The organism is Gluconobacter sp. OJB, assembly GCF_039638275.1.
Classification (GTDB): Bacteria; Pseudomonadota; Alphaproteobacteria; order Acetobacterales; family Acetobacteraceae; genus Gluconobacter; species Gluconobacter cerevisiae.
This window is the reverse complement of record NZ_JBDIWH010000001.1, coordinates 2,664,918-2,684,151: the sequence shown is the minus strand read 5'-3', so window position 1 is coordinate 2,684,151 and position 19,234 is coordinate 2,664,918. Positions and strand designations below refer to the sequence as shown.

Genomic DNA, 19,234 nt, shown 5'->3' with positions numbered 1-19,234 from the left:
AAAGTTTAAGCAAAACGTCGATGAAAAAAATCAGGCGCGGATTAGCGCGTAACCTTCTTCTTACCTGCAATCGCCACAGCCTTGCCCTTACGGGTGCGGGCGTTGGTGTGCGTACGCTGACCGCGGACCGGCAGGCCACGACGGTGACGAAGGCCGCGGTAGCAACCGAGGTCCATCAGACGCTTGATGTTCATTGCGGTTTCACGACGAAGGTCACCTTCGACGCGCAGTTCGGAATCGATCAGTTCGCGGATCTTGACGATCTCATCGTCAGACAGCTCGTTGACGCGCTTTGCATCGGGGATTTCGAGCTTGCTGCAGATGGACTGCGCTGTCGCCGGACCAATGCCATAGACATAACGCAGGGCAATGACGACCCGCTTGTTGGTCGGAATGTTTACGCCGGCAATACGTGCCACGCCTGTTACTCCTATTGAAGCGGCTCGAAGCCGCCTCAGACTGTTATATCCCCGGCCATAGCCAGGTCGATGATCTTGCAGCCACATCTGCCGTCAACCGATTCCGGAAGACGTCTAGACGGTCTGGCTACACCTATGTCGAGGGCGCGCAATAGACTGCTCACCCTACCTGAGTCAAATAATAGAGATCACTTTTTCGTGATCTCATCGTGAAACTCAGTTTTTTACGGCGCCCGTAACGATGGCATCAAGCTCTTTGCCAACGCTTTCAACGTCTTTCATGCCATCAACATGAAGCAGTCGTCCTGCCTTCTCATAATAAGGAAGGATAGGAGCGGTCTGCTTGCGATAAACGTCAAGACGCGCGCGAACAACCTCGGGGTTGTCGTCCGGACGCCGGGTTCCGTCCTCGCCCCTACGACTGGCGATACGGTCTACAAGTTCGTCTTCGTTCACATCCAGAAGAATGACCGCACCGATTGTCAGATCACGCTGAGACAGCATGGCGTCCAGGGCCTCAGCTTGGCTTTCGGTCCTGGGGAAGCCATCGAGGATAAATCCACGCTGGCAGTCCGGCTGTGCGATACGGTTCTGGATCATTGTGACAATGATGGGATCAGGGACAAACTGTCCCTGCTCCATAATCGCTTTGGCTTCGTTGCCGATTGGCGAACCCGCAGCCACTTCGGCACGCAGCATATCGCCAGTTGAGATCTGCTTGAAACCGTAAAGGGCTTCAAGCCGCTTGGCCTGCGTGCCTTTACCTGCTCCGGGAGGTCCAAGAAGAATGATGTTCATCGACGTCTCGTGCCCCCTTGTAGACCGCCACGGCTTCCGCGACTGCGTTGTTTGCGGATCAGTCCAGAATACTGATGAGCCACCAGATGAGACTGAATCTGTGTGACTGTATCAATCGTGACCGAGACGATAATGATCAGGCTGGTGCCACCAAAATAGAAGGGGACATTATATTTGCTGATCAGGATCTGCGGCAAAAGACAGACCAAGACCAAATACAACGCGCCGATCGCTGTCAGACGAGACAGGATCTTGTCGAAATACGTCGCTGTACTCGCACCTGGCCGGATGCCTGGAATGAACCCACCCTGTTTGCGTAGGTTTTCTGCTGTTTCTTCGGGATTAAACGTAATCGCCGCGTAGAAATAGGAGAAGAACAGGATCATCGCCGCATAGAACAGCATGTAAAGCGGCTGTCCCTGTCCGAGTTGTTGCCCCAGAATGGACAGCCATCCCGGCATCGAATGTCCGTTCATAAAACCGGAGATCGTCACTGGAATCAGCAGCACGGATGATGCGAAGATCGGTGGGATTACGCCGGCGGTATTCACCTTCAGCGGCATATGGGTAGAGTCACCACCGAAAATACGGTTTCCAACCTGACGCTTCGGATACTGAATCACAACACGGCGCTGTGCTTGCTCCATGAAGACGATAAAGCCGATAACGGCAATCGCCAGAACAAGGAAAATCACCACGAAAATGGGTGAAAGCGCGCCTGTCCGTCCGAGTTCAAAAAGACTGGCTAGAGCATTTGGTAGATTGGCGACAATGCCTGCAAAGATGATGAGGGAAATCCCGTTTCCGACGCCTCTGGACGTAATCTGCTCGCCCAGCCACATCAAAAACATCGTGCCGCCAACAAGCGTTACGACACAGGATATGATGAAGAAGACACCGGGAGCCACCACAGCGTTCGCACCATGTGCCGTCATGTTTTCCAGACCAACAGCGATGCCATAAGCCTGAAAAAGGGCAATAAAGACCGTAAGATAGCGCGTATATTGATTAAGCTTCTTACGACCTGCCTCACCTTCTTTCTTCATCGCTTCCATGGACGGAAGCGCCGTTGAAAGAAGCTGGATGATGATCGAAGCACTGATATACGGCATAATATTCAACGCGAACACAGTCATACGCCCAAGCGCACCACCAGTGAACATGTCAAACATTCCCAGAATGCCACCCTGATGCTGGGCAAGAAGCTGCCCCATCACGGTCGCATCGACACCGGGAACCGGAATGTAGGTGCCAAGCCGATAGACAATCAACGCACCAAGTGTGAACCAGATACGCTTTTTGAGTTCGGTCGCCTTAGAAAACGAACTCATATTGAGATTGGCGGCGAGCTGCTCTGCTGCGGAAGCCATCCACCTGTCCTTTCATGAAAACAGCGCCACCGCACATAAGCACGGGACGCTGTTCACTATCCAACCCTAACCCAGGCAAGGCCCGGGAGAAGATAACTCAGGCCTCAGCCTGAACTTCCTTCTTGGTCTCGAGTACCTTGACAGTACCACCAGCTTTCTCGACGGCTGCCAGAGCAGCAGCAGAAGCGCCAGCAACTTCGATGGTCACGCCATGCGAAAGTTCGCCATGGGCAAGAAGACGGACACCGGCCAGCTTGCTTCCGTTGACCAGACCAGCCTGACGGAGGGTCTCTTCAGTAACGGTTGCAGCCTTATCCAGCTTTCCGCTTTCAATGGCCTTGGAGATCGCGCCGAGATTCACCGGAGCATATTCCTTGCGGAAAATGTTCACAAAGCCGCGCTTCGGCATACGACGGTACAGCGGAAGCTGACCACCTTCGAAGCCGTTGAGCGAAACGCCTTCACGAGCTTTCTGACCCTTGACGCCGCGGCCTGACGTCTTGCCCTTACCGGACCCGATGCCACGTCCAAGACGCTTCTTGCGATAACGAGAACCCTCGTTGTCACGCAGTTCGTTGAGGTTCATTTCAATCCTCCACCTTGATGAGGTGGGCAACCTTGCGGATCATTCCACGCACGGCCGGAGTGTCCTCCAGCGTACGCGTGGAACCAATTCCACGCAGACCGAGACCAGTGATGGTCCCAGCCTGGCCCGGTTTGCGACCGATGACCGAAGCGATCTGCGTAACCTGAACGGTCTTGCCATTCTCAGCCATTTGCTGCCTCCGCTTCTGTCTGGCCCTGCTCGCGCTTACCAAACAGTTCAGCAGCTTTCTTGCCGCGACGAGACGCAACATGACGCGGGCTGCTGGCCTTTTCGAGCGCAGCAAACGTAGCCTTGATCATATTGTGCGGATTCCGCGTTCCCAGGCTCTTGGCCACAACGTCATTGACGCCAAGGCTTTCGAACACTGCACGCATCGGACCACCGGCAATGATACCCGTACCGGCTTCAGCCGCACGGACGACAACCTTGCCAGCACCGTAGTGACCGAAAGTGTCATGATGAAGGGTACGACCCTCCTTCATCGGCACGCGGATCATCGTGCGCTTTGCACGCTCGGTTGCTTTGCGGATTGCCTCGGGAACTTCACGGGCCTTGCCCGCTCCGTAACCAACGCGCCCCTTCTGGTCACCGACAACAACGAGGGCAGCAAACGCAAAACGGCGACCACCCTTTACGACTTTGGCAACACGGTTGATGGTGACGAGCTTGTCGACCAGATCATCGCCCTGCTCGCGCTCACGACCACCACGGCCGCCTTCTCTTGGCTCACGTGCCATGTGTGATCCTCCTTAGAACGAGAGTCCGCCCTCACGGGCAGCCTCTGCCAGGGCTTTGACCCGGCCATGATACAGATAAGAGCCGCGGTCGAACACGACGGTCTTGACGCCAGCCGCAACGCCACGCTCGGCAATCAGCTTGCCGATCACTGTCGCTGCAGAGACGTCCGCGCCGGTCTTGCCAGCATCGCGAAGCGTCTTTTCCAGCGTAGATGCGCTGGCGAGCGTACGGCCCTGTGCATCGTCGATGATCTGGGCATGAATATGCTTGCTGGAACGAAAGACCGACAAACGCGGCCGGCCGCCGCTCTTGCGACGAAGCTGGAAACGCAGCCGCTGGCGGCGGCGTTCCTGCAATCCTTGCTGCGATGCCATTACTTCTTCTTACCTTCCTTACGACGCAGAACCTCGGTCTCGTACCGAACACCCTTACCTTTATAAGGTTCAGGCTTACGGAAGCTGCGAATATCGAGCGCAACCTGACCAACGCGCTGCTTGTCATTACCTTCAACAACAATTGCGGTCGGACGCGGAGTGGTGATCTTGATGCCTTCCGGGATCGGATAGACAACATCGTGCGAGAAGCCGAGGTTCATCACCAAGTTAGAGCCCTGAACAGCGGCACGGAAACCCGTACCCTGAATTTCAAGCCCTTTGGTGAAGCCGTCCGACACACCCTTGACCGTATTGGCGATCAGGGCGCGGGTGGTTCCCCACATGGTCCAGTTTTCGCGAGAGCGACGACCGATAGGAGCAACGGAAACATTGCTACCGTCAATCTTGACTTCCACATGACGGGAAACCGGAACGCTCAGCTCACCGAGCTTGCCTTTGGCTTTAAAGATGCCATCAGCAACGGAAACCTGCACGCCAGCCGGAACTTCGACGGGGTATTTACCTACGCGAGACATGCGATCCTCCTTAGAAGACGCGGCAGAGGACCTCGCCGCCAACGTTGGCAGCGCGAGCCTCGACGTCCGACAGGACGCCACGCGGGGTGGACAGGATCGACACACCAAGGCCGGCATAAACGCGCGGAAGTTCCTTGATCTTCGAGTAGACGCGACGGCCGGGCTTGGAAACGCGATGGATTTCCTTGATGACCGGCTGGCCTTCTACATACTTCAGCTCGATACGGAGCTGTGCGACACCCTTGCGGAGCTCTTCAGCAGCGAAACCACGGATGTAGCCTTCACGCTTGAGAGCTTCCAGAACGCTTGCGCGCAGCTTGGATGCAGGCGCAACGCAGACAGCATGACGGGCACGCTGCGCATTGCGGATCCGGGTCAGCATATCGCCCAGTGGATCAGACAAAGACATTCGATCTACCCTTTACCAGCTCGACTTGACCATGCCAGGAATCTGGCCGGCGGAGGCAAGATCGCGCAGAGCAATACGGCTCAGTTCGAACTTGCGATAGTTGGCACGGGGGCGACCAGAAAGCTTACAACGCAGACGGACGCGTGTCGCGGATCCATTGCGTGGCATCTGGGCCAGCTTAAGGGTCGCATCAAAGCGGTCTTCAACCGACAGTGTACGATCCTTGATGATGTTCTTGAGAGCGGTCCGCTTTTCCTTATCGCGCTTCACTAAGTCAGCACGATGGTTATTACGGTTTACCGCTGAGACCTTCGCCATCTCGAATTTTCTCCCGGAACCTGTCAGGCCTATCCCGACGGTTTTCCAATCAGCGTGTCTATAAAGGAAAGCGGCCTTCCAATGGAAGGCCGAATCCTGATTTTAACCGTGATCGGTCTGAAAAATTATTGATCAGCCGTTGAACGGCAGATCAAAGGCCTTCAGCAGGGCCTTTGCTTCAGCATCAGACTTGGCGCTGGTCACGAAGATGATGTCCATGCCGCGGACGGCATCGATTTTGTCATATTCGATTTCAGGAAACACGATCTGTTCCTTGATACCCATGGCAAAATTGCCATGTCCATCAAAGCCTTTGTTTGCCGGCAGACCGCGGAAATCGCGGATACGTGGCATGGCGATCGTCACCAGACGGTCAAGAAATTCGTACATCCGGGCACGACGAAGCGTGACCTTGCAGCCGATGGGCAGACCTTCGCGGATCTTAAAGCCAGCAATAGCCTTGCGAGCAAGGGTTTTGACAGGCTTCTGACCCGAAATCACGGTCATTTCCGCAAAAGCAGCATCAAGCTTCTTCTGGTCACCAGCGGCTTCGCCAACACCCATGTTCAGCACGATCTTTTCGAGCTTGGGAACCTGGAGTTCGTTAGCATAACCGAACTGCTCACGGAGCTGCTTCTTGAGCAGTTCTTCGTAGCGCTGGTGCAGACGCGGCAAAGCGTTCTTATGTTCGCTCATTGTTGCGTTCCTCAGCCTTCGATCACTTCGCCGGTTGCCTTGGCAACACGAACCTTGCGACCGTCTTCCAGAATGCGGAAACCAACACGCGTCGGCTTGCCACTCTTTGGATCAACCAGCTTCAGGTTGGACAGATGGATCGGCATTTCGCGCTCGATGATTCCACCTTCGCCGCCTGTGCGGTTGGGCTTCGTGTGACGCTTGGCAATAGCCACGCCGCGCACAACAGCCTTCTCGGCCTTCGGCATCACAGCGAGAACTTCGCCGCGAACGCCACGGGACTTGCCGGAGAGGACCAGAACCTGGTCACCCTTCTTGATACGAGCAGCCATTACAGCACCTCCGGAGCCAGCGAGATGATCTTCATGAACTTGCGCGCGCGCAGTTCACGAACCACCGGACCAAAGATACGCGTACCAATCGGCTCCTGCTGCTTGTTCAGAAGAACAGCGGCATTTTTATCGAAGCGGATGGCGGAGCCATCTGCACGACGAACCGGGTAGGAGGTGCGAACGATAACGGCCTGATGGACGTCACCTTTCTTAACCTTGCCGCGAGGAATTGCTTCCTTGACGGACACGACAATGACGTCGCCGACCGAGGCAGTCTTCCGCTTGGAGCCGCCCAGCACCTTGATGCACTGCACCCGACGCGCACCGGAATTGTCGGCAACGTCAAGGTTGGTCTCGGGATGAATCATGTGCCTACCCCCTTATGCGCTGACGGAAGAGGATGCTGAAGCCAGCTCCTCTCCGTTGCGCGACACGACAGACCACGTCTTGCGCTTGGAGATTGGTGCGCATTCTTCAATGCGAACCAGATCACCCGTCTGGCAAACGTTTTCTTCGTCATGAGCCGCATACTTTTTGGAGCGGCGAATAAACTTCTTGTAGAGTGGGTGCATGATGCGACGATCAACAAGAACGGTAACCGTCTTGTCCATCTTATCGCTCGTGACCCGACCCGTCAGGACGCGCCTTGGCATCGTCCGTCTCCTCTCAGGACTTAGCGGCGGACGTTTTGGCGCCCGCACGGTTCTTCGATGTGTGAGCCAGTGTCTTGATACGTGCTACTGCACGGCGCACGACCTTGACGCGGCTTGTGTTCTCCGACTGCCCCGTGGCAGCCGAAAAACGGTGGTTGATCTGTTCGCGCTTGAGGTCGAGCAGAAGAGCATTCAGCTCATCTTCACTCTTCGCACGCAGATCGGCAGGCTTGTACGTGTCGGCCATTACGCGTCTCCGATACGCTGAACGAACTTGGTCTTGATCGGAAGCTTTGCAGCCCCCAGACTCAGGGCCAGCTTGGCAACCTCAGGCGGAACGCCTTCGATCTCGAACAGGATACGACCCGGCTTGACACGTGCGGCCCAGTACTCGGGGTTACCCTTACCGGAGCCCATACGCACTTCTGCAGGCTTTGTCGAGACCGGAGTATCCGGAAAGATACGAATCCACACACGACCGGCACGCTTCATGGCACGCGTGATCGCACGACGGGAGGCTTCGATTTGGCGAGCGGTAATCCGCTCCGGCTCCAGCGCCTTCAGGCCGAAGGCACCGAAGTTCAGCTGGGTTCCGCTTTTCGCCAGACCGTGAATGCGGCCCTTGTGGGCCTTACGAAACTTTGTCCGCTTCGGGGAAAGCATGTTGTTAAATCCTCAAATCAGCACCAGCAAAGGAACTGTGAGCTTTCGCTCACAGTCTTAGCGCTGGGGAGCCTGCTCCGCAGCACGACGATCCTGTGCCAACGGGTCATGAGCCAGGATCTCACCCTTGAAGATCCATACCTTCACACCGCAGGTACCATACGTTGTCTTGGCAGTTGCCGTACCGTAATCGATATCGGCGCGAAGCGTATGCAGGGGAACGCGTCCCTCACGATACTTTTCTGCACGAGCGATTTCAGCACCACCCAGACGACCACCACAGGTGATCCGGATGCCCTGGGCACCCAGACGCATTGCGGACTGGATCGCACGCTTCATGGCACGACGGAACGCAACGCGACGCTCCAGCTGCTGAGCGATATTCTCGGCAACGAGAGTGGCATCGATTTCCGGCTTACGGATCTCGACAATGTTCAGCGCCACGTCGGTCTTCGCCATACGGCTCAGTTCCTTGCGGAGCGCGTCGATGTCCTGGCCCTTCTTGCCGATCACGACGCCCGGACGGGCAGCGTAGATCGTCACGCGGGGCTTCTTTGCCGGACGCTCGATAACAACGCGGGACACGCCTGCGCCGGACAGCTTGCGACGCAGGAACGCGCGAAGCTTCAGATCTTCATGCAGCAGACGTGCATAATCTTGACCAGCGTACCAGCGGCTGTCCCAGGTACGGTTGACGCCGAGCCGAAGCCCGATCGGATTGACCTTGTGTCCCATGGATCAGGCTGCCTTCTGCTCTTTGTTGGTTGCGCGAGACGGCTTCGTCTCTTCCGGTGCTTCCGCACGCTCGGCAACAACAATCTTCAGGTGGCTGAAGAACTTCTGGATCTGAGAAGAGCGACCACGGCCACGTGCGTGAAAACGCTTCATGACAATGGACTTGCCGACTTCTGCAGTCTTGACCACCAGCTGATCGACGTCGAGCTGGTGGTTGTTCTCAGCGTTGGCCACGGCGCTCTCAAGAGTCTTCTTGACCTGCTGCGCGATACGACGACGCGAGAAGGCAAGAGCGGCGATAGCCTTGTCAGCCGGCTGGTTGCGGATCATCGCCGCAACCAGGTTCAGCTTTTGCGGGCTGACGCGGATGTTGCGGGCAATAGCCTGCGCTTCCGTGTCAGCAAGCGTGCGGATATGCTTTGGCTTGCTCATTTTCAGCCCCGCTTCGACTTCTTGTCAGAGCCATGACCGGTGTAGGTCCGTGTCGGTGAGAACTCACCGAACTTGTGACCGACCATGTTCTCCGTGACCTGCACTGGCAGGAACTTGTGACCATTATAGACGCCGAACGTAAGTCCAACGAACTGCGGAAGGATCGTCGAACGACGCGACCAGATTTTGATCACTTCATTACGACCCGAAGCGCGCGACGCTTCGGCCTTGCCGAACAGATACCCGTCAACGAACGGGCCCTTCCAGACGGAACGTGCCATCTCTGTTTGCCCCCTCTTACTTGCCGGACTTACGGCGACGGATGATCAGGCTATCCGTCTTTTTGTTAACACGCGTCTTGTAACCCTTGGTCGGAACACCCCACGGTGTAACCGGGTGACGGCCACCAGAGGTCCGACCTTCACCACCACCATGCGGATGGTCAACCGGGTTCATGACAACGCCACGGTTATGCGGACGACGTCCGAGCCAGCGCGAACGACCGGCCTTGCCCATGTGCTGGTTCATGTTGTCCGGGTTGGACACGGCACCGACGGTTGCCATGCATTCACCACGAACAAGACGCAGCTCACCGGACTGCAGCTTGATCTGCGCATAGCCAGCATCCTTGCCGACGAGCTGCGCATATGTGCCAGCTGAACGGGCCAGCTTGCCGCCGGCGCCCTGCTTCAGCTCGATGTTATGCACGATCGTTCCGACCGGCATTGCACCCAGCGGCATGGCGTTGCCAGGCTTGACGTCCGTGTGGGCGCCGGAGATGACGCGATCGCCAACCTTCACGCGCTGCGGAGCAAGGATGTAGGCGAGTTCGCCATCTTCATACTTGATCAGCGCAATGAATGCCGTGCGGTTCGGATCGTATTCGAGACGCTCGACCGTAGCGGCCACATCGAACTTGCGACGCTTGAAATCGACATAACGATAGGACTGCTTGTGCCCGCCGCCACGGAAACGAACTGTCGTACGACCGTGATTGTTACGGCCGCCGGACTTGTTCTTGCCTTCCGTCAGCTGCTTGATCGGCTTGCCCTTGAAGAGCTCGCTACGATCAATCAGCACGGTGCCGCGTGTGCTCGGCGTCGTGGGATTAAAGTGCTTGAGTGCCATGGTATCCTACCCCGCGTCAGCCCAGCTTGGCTGTAAGGTCAATGGACTGACCTTCAGCAAGCTGTACATACGCCTTCTTGATGTCCGAGCGACGGCCGGGACGACCTTTGACGCGCTTGACTTTACCCTTCTGGACCAGCGTGCTCACGCCGGTCACCTTTACATTGAAGAGCTTCTCAACCGCGACCTTGATCTGAGGCTTCGTCGCACCAGGAGCGACCTTGAACACCACTTGGTTACGCTCGGAGAGAAGCGTAGCCTTTTCGGTGATCAGCGGTGCACGGATCACGTCATACAGGGTTTCCTGAGACATGTTCTGTGCAGTCTTGTGTGCGTTCATGACGGTATTGGTGGTCATGCCAGACGCTCCTTAAGACCCTCAAGACCGGCGCGGGTGATGACCAGCACGTCGTGGTTGAGGATGTCGTAGACGTTTGCACCAATGGTCGGCAGAACGTCGATCTTCGGCAGATTGGCGATTGCGCGAGCGAACTGCTCGTCAACAGCGCCATCAACGATCAGCGCGGACGTCCAGCCCAGAGCCTTGATCTTCGCTGCGGCTTCACGGGTCTTAGTGACACCGTTGGCTGCATCGAGAACGATCAGCTTGCCCTCGGCAGCCTTCTGTGACAGGGCGCAAATCAGGCCCAGACGACGGACCTTCTTGGGAAGGTCATAGCCGTGATCGCGAACGACCGGACCATGAACAACGCCACCCGTACGGAACTGCGGTGCACGCAGAGAGCCCTGACGGGCAGAACCCGTGCCCTTCTGACGGAAAGGCTTCTTGGTCGTGCCAGAAACTTCACCCATGCCCTTGGTCCGGTGCGTACCGGCACGGCGCTTTGCGAGCTGCCAGTGCACAACACGCGCCATGATGTCCGAGCGCGGAGTGACCGCGAAAATCTCTTCCGGAAGCGCGACAGAGCCTGCGCTACCATTATCGAGGGTCTTGATATCGTATTCCATGCCCCTCGTCCTCAACCGGCGGCCGCCACTGTTGCTGCCGGGTACGGCGCATCAGCATGGCGAGCCTTCTTGATTGCATCGCGAATCAGCACAAGGCCGTTCTTCGCACCAGGAATTGCACCCCTGACCATGATCAGGTTGCGCTCTTCATCCACGGCAGCGATCTCAAGGTTCAGCGTGGTAACACGCTCGTCACCCATGTGACCTGCCATCTTCTTTCCCTTGAAGACCTTGCCAGGATCCTGGCGCTGGCCTGTAGAACCATGGGAACGGTGGCTGATGGAGACGCCGTGGGACGCTTCGAGACCTGCGAAGTTATGACGTTTCATAACACCCGCAAAACCCTTGCCCTTGCTCTGGCCCGTGACGTCAACTTTCTGCCCCACAACGAAGTGAGCAGCGGACAGCTTGGTTCCAGCTTCCAGCAGGGCGTCTTCAGAGACGCGGAACTCTGCCAGATGCTTTTTTGGCTCGACCTTGGTCCGGGCGAAATGGCCACGGTTCGCCTTGGTGACATTCTTCACCTTGGCATTACCAAGTCCGAGCTGAATGGCAGTATAGCCATCGCGCTCGTTCGTGCGGGCATCCACAACCTCGACATTGTCAAGGTGAAGGACCGTCACAGGCACATGCGTGCCATCTTCCTTAAACAGCCGGGTCATTCCCAGCTTCTTTGCAATCAATCCGGTTCGCATCGTCTGGACCTTAGAGTTTGATCTCGACGTCCACGCCAGCGGCGAGGTCGAGCTTCATGAGGGCGTCCACGGTCTGCGGGGTCGGCTCGACAATGTCGAGCAGCCGGCGGTGAGTCCGAATTTCGAACTGTTCGCGGCTTTTCTTATCCACGTGTGGCGAGCGGTTCACCGTGAACCGTTCGATATGCGTCGGCAGCGGGATCGGACCCCGAACCCGCGCACCCGTACGCTTCGCCGTGTTTACGATCTCTTTGGTGCTGTTGTCCAGCACGCGATGATCGTACGCCTTAAGGCGAATGCGGATGTTCTGGTTGTCCATGTTCTTGTTCGTCCAACTCAAAAATTCGGGTGTCGTCCTACTGCCATTGCCCCTGAAAGGGAACCCCGGTCAGAAAAAATCTGACCGGGGCTGTCAAAGCCAACAGCTAAACGCAGGACTTTAGGCGGTGATGGAAGAAACCACACCGGCACCCACGGTACGGCCACCTTCGCGGATCGCGAAGCGCAGGCCTTCGTCCATGGCGATCGGAGCGATCAGCTCCACGTCCATGGCAACGTTATCACCCGGCATGACCATTTCCGTGCCTTCCGGCAGCGTCACGACGCCGGTGACGTCGGTCGTACGGAAATAGAACTGCGGGCGATAGTTCGTGAAGAACGGCGTATGACGACCGCCCTCTTCCTTCGTGAGGATGTAAGCCTCAGCCTTGAAGTTCTTGTGCGGCGTGATGGAACCCGGCTTTGCCAGAACCTGGCCACGCTCGACGTCTTCACGCTTCGTGCCACGAACCAGTGCACCGATGTTGTCACCAGCTTCACCGCGATCGAGCAGCTTGCGGAACATCTCAACGCCCGTAACGGTCGTCTTAATGGTGTCCTTCAGGCCGATGATCTCGACTTCGTCGCCAACGTTGACAACGCCGCGCTCGACACGACCCGTAACAACCGTGCCACGACCCGAGATCGAGAACACGTCTTCGATCGGCATCAGGAACGGACGGTCAACCGGACGCTCCGGCTGCGGGATGTAGGCATCAACCTGCGTCATCAGCTCGAGAACGCGGTCTTCACCGATTGCTGCGTCGCCATCTTCCAGCGTCACAAGAGCAGAGCCCTTGACGATGGGGATATCGTCGCCCGGGAACTGGTAGGAAGACAGAAGTTCGCGAACTTCCATTTCCACGAGCTCGAGCAGCTCCGGATCATCAACCTGATCGACCTTGTTCAGGAACACAACCAGAGCCGGAACGCCGACCTGACGTGCAAGCAGGATGTGCTCGCGCGTCTGCGGCATCGGACCGTCAGCTGCGGACACGACCAGGATCGCGCCGTCCATCTGAGCTGCACCCGTGATCATGTTCTTCACGTAGTCAGCATGGCCCGGGCAGTCGACGTGAGCATAGTGACGGTTGGCCGTCTCGTACTCGACGTGAGCCGTGGAAATGGTGATGCCACGTGCGCGCTCTTCAGGAGCCTTGTCGATCTGGTCGTAGGCGCTGAACGTTGCGCCGCCGGTCTTTGCCAGCACCTTGGTGATTGCAGCAGTCAGCGAGGTCTTGCCGTGATCGACGTGACCGATGGTGCCGATGTTGCAGTGCGGCTTCGTCCGCTCAAATTTAGCCTTTGCCATCGTCTTTCTCCAAAACCCCGCTCCACCTGGAACGGGAGTAAGACTGAAAGTTCAAACCGGTCAGTGCACGATCCCGAGATCGCAACACTGCCGGAAGCCCTTTAACCGGTTCTAATTACCAGCGATAGTGGCTGAATGCCTTGTTGGCTTCAGCCATACGGTGCGTATCTTCGCGCTTCTTGACAGCGGAGCCACGATTGTTGACCGCATCCATCAGTTCGTTGGACAGACGCTCCTGCATCGTGTTCTCGCCACGCTTGCGGGAGGCATCGATCAGCCAGCGGATCGCGAGGGCCTGACGACGCTCGGCGCGGACTTCAACCGGAACCTGATAGGTTGCACCACCGACGCGACGCGAGCGGACTTCTACCGCAGGCTTCACGTTGTCCAGAGCCGAGTGGAACATGGCCACCGGATCTGCAGTCGTGCCGCCGCGACGGCGCATGACTTCGAGTGCACCGTAAACGATGCCCTCGGCAGTGGATTTCTTACCATCGTACATCAGCGCATTCATGAAGCGCGTAATGACGACATCTCCGAACTTCGGATCGGGAAGGATCTCGCGCTTTACAGCGCGGTGACGGCGACTCATTCCAAATACCTCTTACTTCGGACGCTTCGCGCCATACAGCGAACGACGCTGACGACGCTTGGCGAGACCCTGTGTATCAAGCACACCACGCAGGATGTGATAACGGACGCCAGGAAGATCCTTTACGCGGCCACCGCGGATCAGAACAACGCTGTGTTCCTGAAGGTTATGACCTTCGCCCGGAATGTAGCTCACGACCTCATACCCGTTGGTCAGACGCACCTTGGCGACCTTACGCAGAGCGGAGTTCGGCTTCTTCGGCGTTACGGTATACACACGCGTGCAAACGCCGCGCTTCTGCGGGCAGCCCTGCAGTGCGGGGACCTTGTTCCGCTTTGCGGCCGGCTCACGGCCGTTCGCGATCAACTGGTTGATGGTCGGCATGCGCCCTTCCCAATCCTTGTCCTATTTCAGACAGCAACATTACTGTTCCTGCCTTGACATTTGTTCCAACCGACATGCGGTAGGACCGCCTGCCATTTCCACATCGTGAAAAGGAAACAGCCTGAACTGTTCCCCTCTCTCTACAGCGTGCGGCCTTGGCATTTTCTCCCATAAGGAAAATAGCGGCACCGCATGCGATTCTTTAAACTTCGTCGGCTTTTTCAGCCTTCCGAGAAGGCATGTGCCGAGGGCGCGGAACCTACGAAGGGTTCGACGCCAAGTCAAGTGGTTCAGCTGAAATGACCCGATTCTGCGCTGAAAGTTTCCAGAATCGAGACAAGAAGATCCCCACCTTGTTCAAAAGTGGAGATCCCGTTTTCATTCTGCTGCGTCTTCAACGGCTGCCTGAGACGTCCCGCCAACACGCTGACGATCCTGACTGGCGGCAATTCCCCGCAGACGGTTCATCACACTACCCGTTCCTGCCGGGATCAGACGCCCGACAATCACGTTCTCCTTGAGACCGTTGAGGGTATCCACCTTGCCCGACGTTGCTGCATCCGTGAGGACACGTGTGGTCTCCTGGAAGGAGGCCGCAGAGATGAAGGACTGCGTCTGCAGCGAAGCCTTTGTGATGCCCTGCAGAACCGGCATGGCCTTCGCAGGCGTGTCCCCGTTCTCAAGCAGACGCTGGTTTTCACCCTCGTATTCAATGCGATCCACCGTCTCACCGATCAGATAGGTCGAATCACCCGGCTCGAGGATTTCCACCTTCTGCAACATCTGACGAACAATGACTTCGATATGCTTGTCATTGATTTTCACGCCCTGCAGTCGATAGACGTCCTGAATCTCATTCACGAGATAGTCGGACAGAGCCTCCACGCCCATGACCTTGAGAATGTCATGCGGCACGCGCGGACCGTCGACCAGCGGATCTCCCTTCTGGACAAAGTCGCCTTCCTGAACGGAAACGTGCTTGCCCTTCGGGATCAGATACTGGGTCTCTTCACCCGTATCGTCATTTTTGACGATAACGCAGCGCTTGGACTTGTAGTCCTTACCGAATTCAATACGTCCCTCGCCTTCGGCGATGATCGCATGATCCTTCGGACGACGCGCTTCGAAGAGTTCGGCCACACGCGGCAGACCACCCGTAATGTCACGTGTCTTGGAGCCTTCACGCGGAATACGGGCCAGCACGTCACCGGCATTAACCTCCACTCCGTTCTCCACCGACAGAATACTGTCAGGGGAAAGGAAGTAACGGGCATCATTACCGTTGGCGAGCTTGACGACGTTACCAGCAGCATCCTTGATCTGCAGACGCGGACGCAGATCGACACCCTTGGCTGCCTGCTTGTAGTCAACGACAACCTTCGAGCTCAGACCGGTGACTTCATCCATACGCTCGACGAGCGTGATGCTGTCGATCAGGTCGAGATACTCGATGGTACCTGCCTGCTCGGTGATGATCGGCAGGGTGTACGGGTCCCACTCGGCCATCTTCTGGGTCCGCGTCACCGCTTCACCTTCCGAGACCATCAGTCGCGCACCGTAAGGCACACGATAGCGGGCACGCTCGACCCCGTTTTCGTCGGTCAGAAGGATCTCGCAGTTACGCGACATCACGACCAGAACCTTCTGGGAGTTCTCGACGACGTTCCGGTTCCTGATCGTCACGATGCCATCGCGGGACGCTTCGACCATGGACTGCTCGGCACCACGCGTTGCAGCACCGCCAATATGGAAGGTACGCATTGTCAGCTGGGTTCCCGGCTCACCGATGGACTGCGCAGCGATAACGCCGACAGCTTCACCAATGTTGACCGGCGTACCGCGTGCCAGATCACGACCATAGCAGTGACCACAGATACCAACGCGGCTGTCACAGGTCAGAACAGAGCGGATATCCACGCTTTCCACTCCGGACTTCTCGATAAGCTCAGCTTCAGGCTCCTCGATCAGCGTGTTGCGCGGCAGGACGATCTCCTGCGTAACCGGATGCAGCACATCCTTGGACAGGGTACGGCCCAGAATACGCTCGGACAGCGAAGAAACGACCTCACCGCTATCCATGACAGCGCGAACCGTCAGACCACGTTCCGTACCGCAATCCGGCTCGACGATGATGCAGTCCTGCGCCACGTCAACCAGACGACGGGTCAGGTAACCCGAGTTGGCCGTCTTCAGCGCTGTATCCGCAAGACCCTTACGGGCACCGTGGCTGGACGTGAAGTAATCGAGAACCGACAGACCTTCTTTGAAGTTCGCGATGATCGGCTGCTCGATGATCTCGCCCGAAGGCTTCACCATCAGACCGCGCATACCCGCGAGCTGCTTCATCTGGGCCGGCGACCCACGGGCACCGGAGTGGCTCATCATCCAGACCGAGTTCGTCGGCTTGCCGATGACCTGCTTGGAGATCTCCTTAAGCATCGCAGCCTGGACTTCGTCCGTGCAGCGTGACCAGGCATCGACGACCTTGTTGTAGCGCTCGCCAGCCGTGATCAGACCGTCCTGATACTGCTGTTCGAACTCCTTAACTTCTTCCGATGTCTTACCGACCAGCGTTGCTTTGGCTTCCGGGATGATCATGTCATCCTTGCCGAAGGAAATGCCGGCGCGGGCAGCGTGACGGAAACCGAGGCCCATCAGACGGTCACAGAAGATCACAGCTTCCTTCTGACCACAGTGACGATAGACCGTGTCGATCACGTCAGACACGTTCTTCTTTGTCAGCTGCTTGTTGATGAGGCTGAACGGAATGGCCTGATGCTTCGGTAGAATCTGCGCGATCAACGCACGACCCGGCGTCGTGACAATCGTCTGGCGAACGGACTTGCCGTCAGCATCGATCGTCGCCAGACGCAGACGGATCTTGTCGTGCAACTGCAGCGAACCCGACAGCATGGCGCTTTCGATTTCGGCAACGTCCGAATAGGCCGGCGGAGCGGCCGTAACGACTTTACCATCCTTAATGACGGCTGCGTCCGGCGTCTCGCGATATTCCGGAACTTCAAGACTCAGGTAATACAAGCCCAGAACGATATCCTGGGACGGCACGATGATCGGCTTACCGTTCGCAGGGCTGAGGATGTTGTTCGTGGACATCATCAGAACGCGGGCTTCAAGCTGAGCTTCAAGCGACAGCGGCACGTGGACGGCCATCTGATCGCCGTCGAAGTCGGCATTGAACGCGGTGCAGACCAGCGGGTGAAGCTGGATGGCTTTACCTTCGATCAGCGTCGGCTCGAACGCCTGAATACCCAGACGATGAAGCGTCGGCGCGCGGTTCAGCATGACCGGATGTTCGCGGATGACCTCTTCGAGGATATCCCAGACTTCCGGACGCTCTTTTTCCACCATGCGCTTTGCAGCCTTGATGGTAGTGGCGTGACCGTATTTTTCGAGCTTCGAGTAGATGAACGGCTTGAAAAGTTCGAGCGCCATCTTCTTTGGAAGACCGCACTGATGCAGCTTCAGTTCCGGACCGACCACGATAACCGAACGACCGGAATAATCGACGCGTTTTCCGAGCAGGTTCTGACGAAAACGTCCCTGCTTGCCTTTCAGCATGTCGGACAGCGATTTCAACGGACGCTTGTTGGCACCCGTGATGGCACGGCCACGACGGCCGTTATCGAACAGGGCGTCGACAGCTTCCTGCAGCATGCGCTTTTCGTTACGGACAATGATATCCGGCGCACGCAGCTCGATCAGGCGCTTCAGACGGTTGTTACGGTTGATGACGCGACGGTACAGATCGTTCAGATCGGACGTTGCGAAGCGGCCGCCATCGAGCGGCACCAGCGGACGCAGTTCCGGCGGAATAACCGGCACGATGTCCATGATCATCCAGTCCGGACGCGAGCCGCTTTCCACGAAGGCTTCGACCAACTTCAGACGCTTGACGAGCTTCTTGCGCGCAGCTTCAGAAGTGGCCTTGCGCAACTTCTTGCGCATCATGGTCTTCTCGGAATCGCCTTCCATGACTTCAGCGTCATAGTCGAACGGATCCGGCAGGCCCTTTTCTTTTGCCGCAAGGCTCAGGTCGCGTTCCTGATCATTCGGGATACCCCAGTCGTAGCTGGAGAGCGCGCGCTTGATGGCTTCCGCACCGATTCCAACGTCGATACCGGCATCCGGATATTCATCCAGCAGGTCTTCGCAACGGATTTCGTCCAGCAGATACTGGTCGCGCTTCTTGCCGTTCTTATAAGAGTCGATCTGATCCGATTCACAGACGCCCTTGTCGAGAATCAAGAACTTTTCGAAATACAGAACCGGCTCGACGTCCTTGAGCGGCATGTCCAGCATCGTCGCGATACGGCTCGGCAGCGACTTCAGGAACCAGATATGTGCGACAGGCGAAGCCAGTTCAATATGACCCATGCGTTCGCGACGCACCTTGGCCAACGTGACTTCAACGCCACATTTTTCGCAGACAATACCGCGAAACTTCATCCGCTTGTACTTGCCGCACAGGCACTCGTAATCCTTGATCGGGCCAAAGATACGCGCACAGAACAGGCCGTCACGCTCAGGTTTGAACGTACGATAGTTGATGGTCTCCGGCTTCTTAATTTCGCCGTAAGACCAAGACCGCACCTGCTCGCTGGAGGCAAGCTGGATTTTGATCTGGTCGAAGGTCACCGACTGACCGGTCTGACCCAGGATCTTCATGAGTTCGTTCATGCGCCGAAACCCCAATGTGCCCCGCGGCGTACCGCGGACACCTTAAAAATGAACCGTA

28 protein-coding genes are annotated in these 19,234 nt (G+C 57.1%); all 28 read right to left on the bottom strand.

What is annotated here, in order from left to right:
* Window positions 1-41: 41 nt before the first annotated feature.
* The 28 genes from rpsM to rpoC all read right to left on the bottom strand — a co-directional run bounded on the left by rpsM (window position 42) and on the right by rpoC (window position 19,176).
* On the bottom strand, window positions 42-419 hold the full coding sequence (rpsM, locus tag ABDK74_RS12505; protein ID WP_062029339.1) for a 30S ribosomal protein S13: 378 nt from the start codon (window positions 417-419) through the stop codon (window positions 42-44).
* Window positions 420-635: 216 nt separating this feature from the next.
* Entirely contained in the window at window positions 636-1,217 is a 582-nt protein-coding gene (locus ABDK74_RS12500) for an adenylate kinase (RefSeq protein ID WP_346004030.1), read from the bottom strand.
* Entirely contained in the window at window positions 1,214-2,587 is a 1,374-nt protein-coding gene (gene secY, locus ABDK74_RS12495; protein WP_346004029.1) for a preprotein translocase subunit SecY, read from the bottom strand. Before secY ends, ABDK74_RS12500 begins: the two co-directional genes overlap by 4 nt.
* 97 nt (window positions 2,588-2,684) lie before the next feature.
* Window positions 2,685-3,173, bottom strand: a complete 489-nt coding sequence (gene rplO / locus ABDK74_RS12490) for a 50S ribosomal protein L15 (protein WP_194254945.1) — start codon at window positions 3,171-3,173, stop codon at window positions 2,685-2,687.
* A gap of 1 nt (window position 3,174) precedes the next feature.
* Complete coding sequence (gene rpmD / locus ABDK74_RS12485) at window positions 3,175-3,363, bottom strand: 50S ribosomal protein L30 (protein ID WP_194254946.1); 189 nt, start codon at window positions 3,361-3,363, stop codon at window positions 3,175-3,177.
* Complete coding sequence (gene rpsE / locus ABDK74_RS12480) at window positions 3,356-3,931, bottom strand: 30S ribosomal protein S5 (RefSeq protein WP_194254947.1); 576 nt, start codon at window positions 3,929-3,931, stop codon at window positions 3,356-3,358. Before rpsE ends, rpmD begins: the two co-directional genes overlap by 8 nt.
* 12 nt (window positions 3,932-3,943) lie before the next feature.
* Entirely contained in the window at window positions 3,944-4,306 is a 363-nt protein-coding gene (rplR, locus tag ABDK74_RS12475) for a 50S ribosomal protein L18 (RefSeq protein WP_011251950.1), read from the bottom strand.
* The gene (rplF, locus tag ABDK74_RS12470; RefSeq protein ID WP_346004028.1) at window positions 4,306-4,842 is read right to left on the bottom strand and encodes a 50S ribosomal protein L6; all 537 of its coding nucleotides are present in this window, start codon (window positions 4,840-4,842) and stop codon (window positions 4,306-4,308) included. The genes rplR and rplF overlap by 1 nt, the downstream gene beginning before the upstream one ends.
* A 10-nt stretch (window positions 4,843-4,852) precedes the next feature.
* On the bottom strand, window positions 4,853-5,251 hold the full coding sequence (rpsH, locus tag ABDK74_RS12465; protein WP_011251952.1) for a 30S ribosomal protein S8: 399 nt from the start codon (window positions 5,249-5,251) through the stop codon (window positions 4,853-4,855).
* Window positions 5,252-5,263: 12 nt separating this feature from the next.
* Window positions 5,264-5,569 (bottom strand): 30S ribosomal protein S14, encoded by a 306-nt coding sequence (rpsN, locus tag ABDK74_RS12460; protein WP_194254952.1) that lies wholly within the window; start codon window positions 5,567-5,569, stop codon window positions 5,264-5,266.
* A 132-nt stretch (window positions 5,570-5,701) separates the two neighbouring features.
* Window positions 5,702-6,265 carry a 50S ribosomal protein L5 gene (gene rplE, locus ABDK74_RS12455; RefSeq protein ID WP_194254954.1) on the bottom strand — a complete coding sequence of 188 codons (564 nt, stop codon included), beginning with the start codon at window positions 6,263-6,265 and terminating at the stop codon, window positions 5,702-5,704.
* Between the two features lie 11 nt (window positions 6,266-6,276).
* Window positions 6,277-6,597: a 50S ribosomal protein L24 gene (gene rplX, locus ABDK74_RS12450; RefSeq protein WP_086648726.1), complete on the bottom strand. Its 321-nt coding sequence runs from the start codon at window positions 6,595-6,597 to the stop codon at window positions 6,277-6,279.
* On the bottom strand, window positions 6,597-6,965 hold the full coding sequence (rplN, locus tag ABDK74_RS12445; protein WP_011251956.1) for a 50S ribosomal protein L14: 369 nt from the start codon (window positions 6,963-6,965) through the stop codon (window positions 6,597-6,599). The genes rplX and rplN overlap by 1 nt, the downstream gene beginning before the upstream one ends.
* A gap of 12 nt (window positions 6,966-6,977) precedes the next feature.
* Window positions 6,978-7,250, bottom strand: a complete 273-nt coding sequence (gene rpsQ / locus ABDK74_RS12440; RefSeq protein ID WP_062029305.1) for a 30S ribosomal protein S17 — start codon at window positions 7,248-7,250, stop codon at window positions 6,978-6,980.
* Between the two features lie 13 nt (window positions 7,251-7,263).
* Complete coding sequence (gene rpmC / locus ABDK74_RS12435) at window positions 7,264-7,497, bottom strand: 50S ribosomal protein L29 (RefSeq protein WP_062029304.1); 234 nt, start codon at window positions 7,495-7,497, stop codon at window positions 7,264-7,266.
* Window positions 7,497-7,913, bottom strand: a complete 417-nt coding sequence (gene rplP / locus ABDK74_RS12430) for a 50S ribosomal protein L16 (RefSeq protein WP_011251959.1) — start codon at window positions 7,911-7,913, stop codon at window positions 7,497-7,499. Before rplP ends, rpmC begins: the two co-directional genes overlap by 1 nt.
* 57 nt (window positions 7,914-7,970) lie before the next feature.
* On the bottom strand, window positions 7,971-8,648 hold the full coding sequence (rpsC, locus tag ABDK74_RS12425; protein ID WP_011251960.1) for a 30S ribosomal protein S3: 678 nt from the start codon (window positions 8,646-8,648) through the stop codon (window positions 7,971-7,973).
* A 3-nt stretch (window positions 8,649-8,651) separates the two neighbouring features.
* Window positions 8,652-9,080, bottom strand: a complete 429-nt coding sequence (rplV, locus tag ABDK74_RS12420) for a 50S ribosomal protein L22 (protein WP_346004027.1) — start codon at window positions 9,078-9,080, stop codon at window positions 8,652-8,654.
* Window positions 9,081-9,082: 2 nt separating this feature from the next.
* Window positions 9,083-9,361: a 30S ribosomal protein S19 gene (gene rpsS / locus ABDK74_RS12415; protein WP_011251962.1), complete on the bottom strand. Its 279-nt coding sequence runs from the start codon at window positions 9,359-9,361 to the stop codon at window positions 9,083-9,085.
* A 16-nt stretch (window positions 9,362-9,377) separates the two neighbouring features.
* Entirely contained in the window at window positions 9,378-10,208 is an 831-nt protein-coding gene (rplB, locus tag ABDK74_RS12410) for a 50S ribosomal protein L2 (RefSeq protein WP_099286917.1), read from the bottom strand.
* Between the two features lie 16 nt (window positions 10,209-10,224).
* Window positions 10,225-10,521 carry a 50S ribosomal protein L23 gene (locus tag ABDK74_RS12405; RefSeq protein ID WP_194255033.1) on the bottom strand — a complete coding sequence of 99 codons (297 nt, stop codon included), beginning with the start codon at window positions 10,519-10,521 and terminating at the stop codon, window positions 10,225-10,227.
* A 41-nt stretch (window positions 10,522-10,562) separates the two neighbouring features.
* Window positions 10,563-11,177 carry a 50S ribosomal protein L4 gene (gene rplD / locus ABDK74_RS12400; protein WP_062029295.1) on the bottom strand — a complete coding sequence of 205 codons (615 nt, stop codon included), beginning with the start codon at window positions 11,175-11,177 and terminating at the stop codon, window positions 10,563-10,565.
* Window positions 11,178-11,188: 11 nt separating this feature from the next.
* Window positions 11,189-11,872, bottom strand: coding sequence for a 50S ribosomal protein L3 (rplC, locus tag ABDK74_RS12395; RefSeq protein ID WP_041110841.1), 684 nt, complete (start codon window positions 11,870-11,872; stop codon window positions 11,189-11,191).
* Window positions 11,873-11,882: 10 nt separating this feature from the next.
* On the bottom strand, window positions 11,883-12,191 hold the full coding sequence (rpsJ, locus tag ABDK74_RS12390; RefSeq protein ID WP_007282720.1) for a 30S ribosomal protein S10: 309 nt from the start codon (window positions 12,189-12,191) through the stop codon (window positions 11,883-11,885).
* 120 nt (window positions 12,192-12,311) lie between these two features.
* Entirely contained in the window at window positions 12,312-13,502 is a 1,191-nt protein-coding gene (tuf, locus tag ABDK74_RS12385) for an elongation factor Tu (protein WP_194254957.1), read from the bottom strand.
* 115 nt (window positions 13,503-13,617) lie between these two features.
* Complete coding sequence (gene rpsG, locus ABDK74_RS12380; protein ID WP_011251968.1) at window positions 13,618-14,094, bottom strand: 30S ribosomal protein S7; 477 nt, start codon at window positions 14,092-14,094, stop codon at window positions 13,618-13,620.
* Between the two features lie 12 nt (window positions 14,095-14,106).
* Complete coding sequence (rpsL, locus tag ABDK74_RS12375) at window positions 14,107-14,478, bottom strand: 30S ribosomal protein S12 (protein ID WP_011251969.1); 372 nt, start codon at window positions 14,476-14,478, stop codon at window positions 14,107-14,109.
* A gap of 378 nt (window positions 14,479-14,856) precedes the next feature.
* Window positions 14,857-19,176, bottom strand: a complete 4,320-nt coding sequence (gene rpoC, locus ABDK74_RS12370; RefSeq protein ID WP_346004026.1) for a DNA-directed RNA polymerase subunit beta' — start codon at window positions 19,174-19,176, stop codon at window positions 14,857-14,859.
* Between the last annotated feature and the right edge of the window lie 58 nt (window positions 19,177-19,234).

Bases quoted from the DNA above. Each gene is read 5' to 3' on its own strand.
- ABDK74_RS12500 (WP_346004030.1), bottom strand. From the start codon at position 1,217: ATGAACATCATTCTTCTTGGACCTCCCGGAGCAGGTAAAGGCACGCAG.
- secY (WP_346004029.1), bottom strand. From the start codon at position 2,587: ATGGCTTCCGCAGCAGAGCAGCTCGCCGCCAATCTCAATATGAGTTCG.
- rplO (WP_194254945.1), bottom strand. From the start codon at position 3,173: ATGAACCTCAACGAACTGCGTGACAACGAGGGTTCTCGTTATCGCAAG.
- rpmD (WP_194254946.1), bottom strand. From the start codon at position 3,363: ATGGCTGAGAATGGCAAGACCGTTCAGGTTACGCAGATCGCTTCGGTC.
- rpsE (WP_194254947.1), bottom strand. From the start codon at position 3,931: ATGGCACGTGAGCCAAGAGAAGGCGGCCGTGGTGGTCGTGAGCGCGAG.
- rplR (WP_011251950.1), bottom strand. From the start codon at position 4,306: ATGGCATCGCAGCAAGGATTGCAGGAACGCCGCCGCCAGCGGCTGCGT.
- rplF (WP_346004028.1), bottom strand. From the start codon at position 4,842: ATGTCTCGCGTAGGTAAATACCCCGTCGAAGTTCCGGCTGGCGTGCAG.
- rpsH (WP_011251952.1), bottom strand. From the start codon at position 5,251: ATGTCTTTGTCTGATCCACTGGGCGATATGCTGACCCGGATCCGCAAT.
- rpsN (WP_194254952.1), bottom strand. From the start codon at position 5,569: ATGGCGAAGGTCTCAGCGGTAAACCGTAATAACCATCGTGCTGACTTA.
- rplE (WP_194254954.1), bottom strand. From the start codon at position 6,265: ATGAGCGAACATAAGAACGCTTTGCCGCGTCTGCACCAGCGCTACGAA.
- rplX (WP_086648726.1), bottom strand. From the start codon at position 6,597: ATGGCTGCTCGTATCAAGAAGGGTGACCAGGTTCTGGTCCTCTCCGGC.
- rplN (WP_011251956.1), bottom strand. From the start codon at position 6,965: ATGATTCATCCCGAGACCAACCTTGACGTTGCCGACAATTCCGGTGCG.
- rpsQ (WP_062029305.1), bottom strand. From the start codon at position 7,250: ATGCCAAGGCGCGTCCTGACGGGTCGGGTCACGAGCGATAAGATGGAC.
- rpmC (WP_062029304.1), bottom strand. From the start codon at position 7,497: ATGGCCGACACGTACAAGCCTGCCGATCTGCGTGCGAAGAGTGAAGAT.
- rplP (WP_011251959.1), bottom strand. From the start codon at position 7,913: ATGCTTTCCCCGAAGCGGACAAAGTTTCGTAAGGCCCACAAGGGCCGC.
- rpsC (WP_011251960.1), bottom strand. From the start codon at position 8,648: ATGGGACACAAGGTCAATCCGATCGGGCTTCGGCTCGGCGTCAACCGT.
- rplV (WP_346004027.1), bottom strand. From the start codon at position 9,080: ATGAGCAAGCCAAAGCATATCCGCACGCTTGCTGACACGGAAGCGCAG.
- rpsS (WP_011251962.1), bottom strand. From the start codon at position 9,361: ATGGCACGTTCCGTCTGGAAGGGCCCGTTCGTTGACGGGTATCTGTTC.
- rplB (WP_099286917.1), bottom strand. From the start codon at position 10,208: ATGGCACTCAAGCACTTTAATCCCACGACGCCGAGCACACGCGGCACC.
- ABDK74_RS12405 (WP_194255033.1), bottom strand. From the start codon at position 10,521: ATGTCTCAGGAAACCCTGTATGACGTGATCCGTGCACCGCTGATCACC.
- rplD (WP_062029295.1), bottom strand. From the start codon at position 11,177: ATGGAATACGATATCAAGACCCTCGATAATGGTAGCGCAGGCTCTGTC.
- rplC (WP_041110841.1), bottom strand. From the start codon at position 11,872: ATGCGAACCGGATTGATTGCAAAGAAGCTGGGAATGACCCGGCTGTTT.
- rpsJ (WP_007282720.1), bottom strand. From the start codon at position 12,191: ATGGACAACCAGAACATCCGCATTCGCCTTAAGGCGTACGATCATCGC.
- tuf (WP_194254957.1), bottom strand. From the start codon at position 13,502: ATGGCAAAGGCTAAATTTGAGCGGACGAAGCCGCACTGCAACATCGGC.
- rpsG (WP_011251968.1), bottom strand. From the start codon at position 14,094: ATGAGTCGCCGTCACCGCGCTGTAAAGCGCGAGATCCTTCCCGATCCG.
- rpsL (WP_011251969.1), bottom strand. From the start codon at position 14,478: ATGCCGACCATCAACCAGTTGATCGCGAACGGCCGTGAGCCGGCCGCA.
- rpoC (WP_346004026.1), bottom strand. From the start codon at position 19,176: ATGAACGAACTCATGAAGATCCTGGGTCAGACCGGTCAGTCGGTGACC.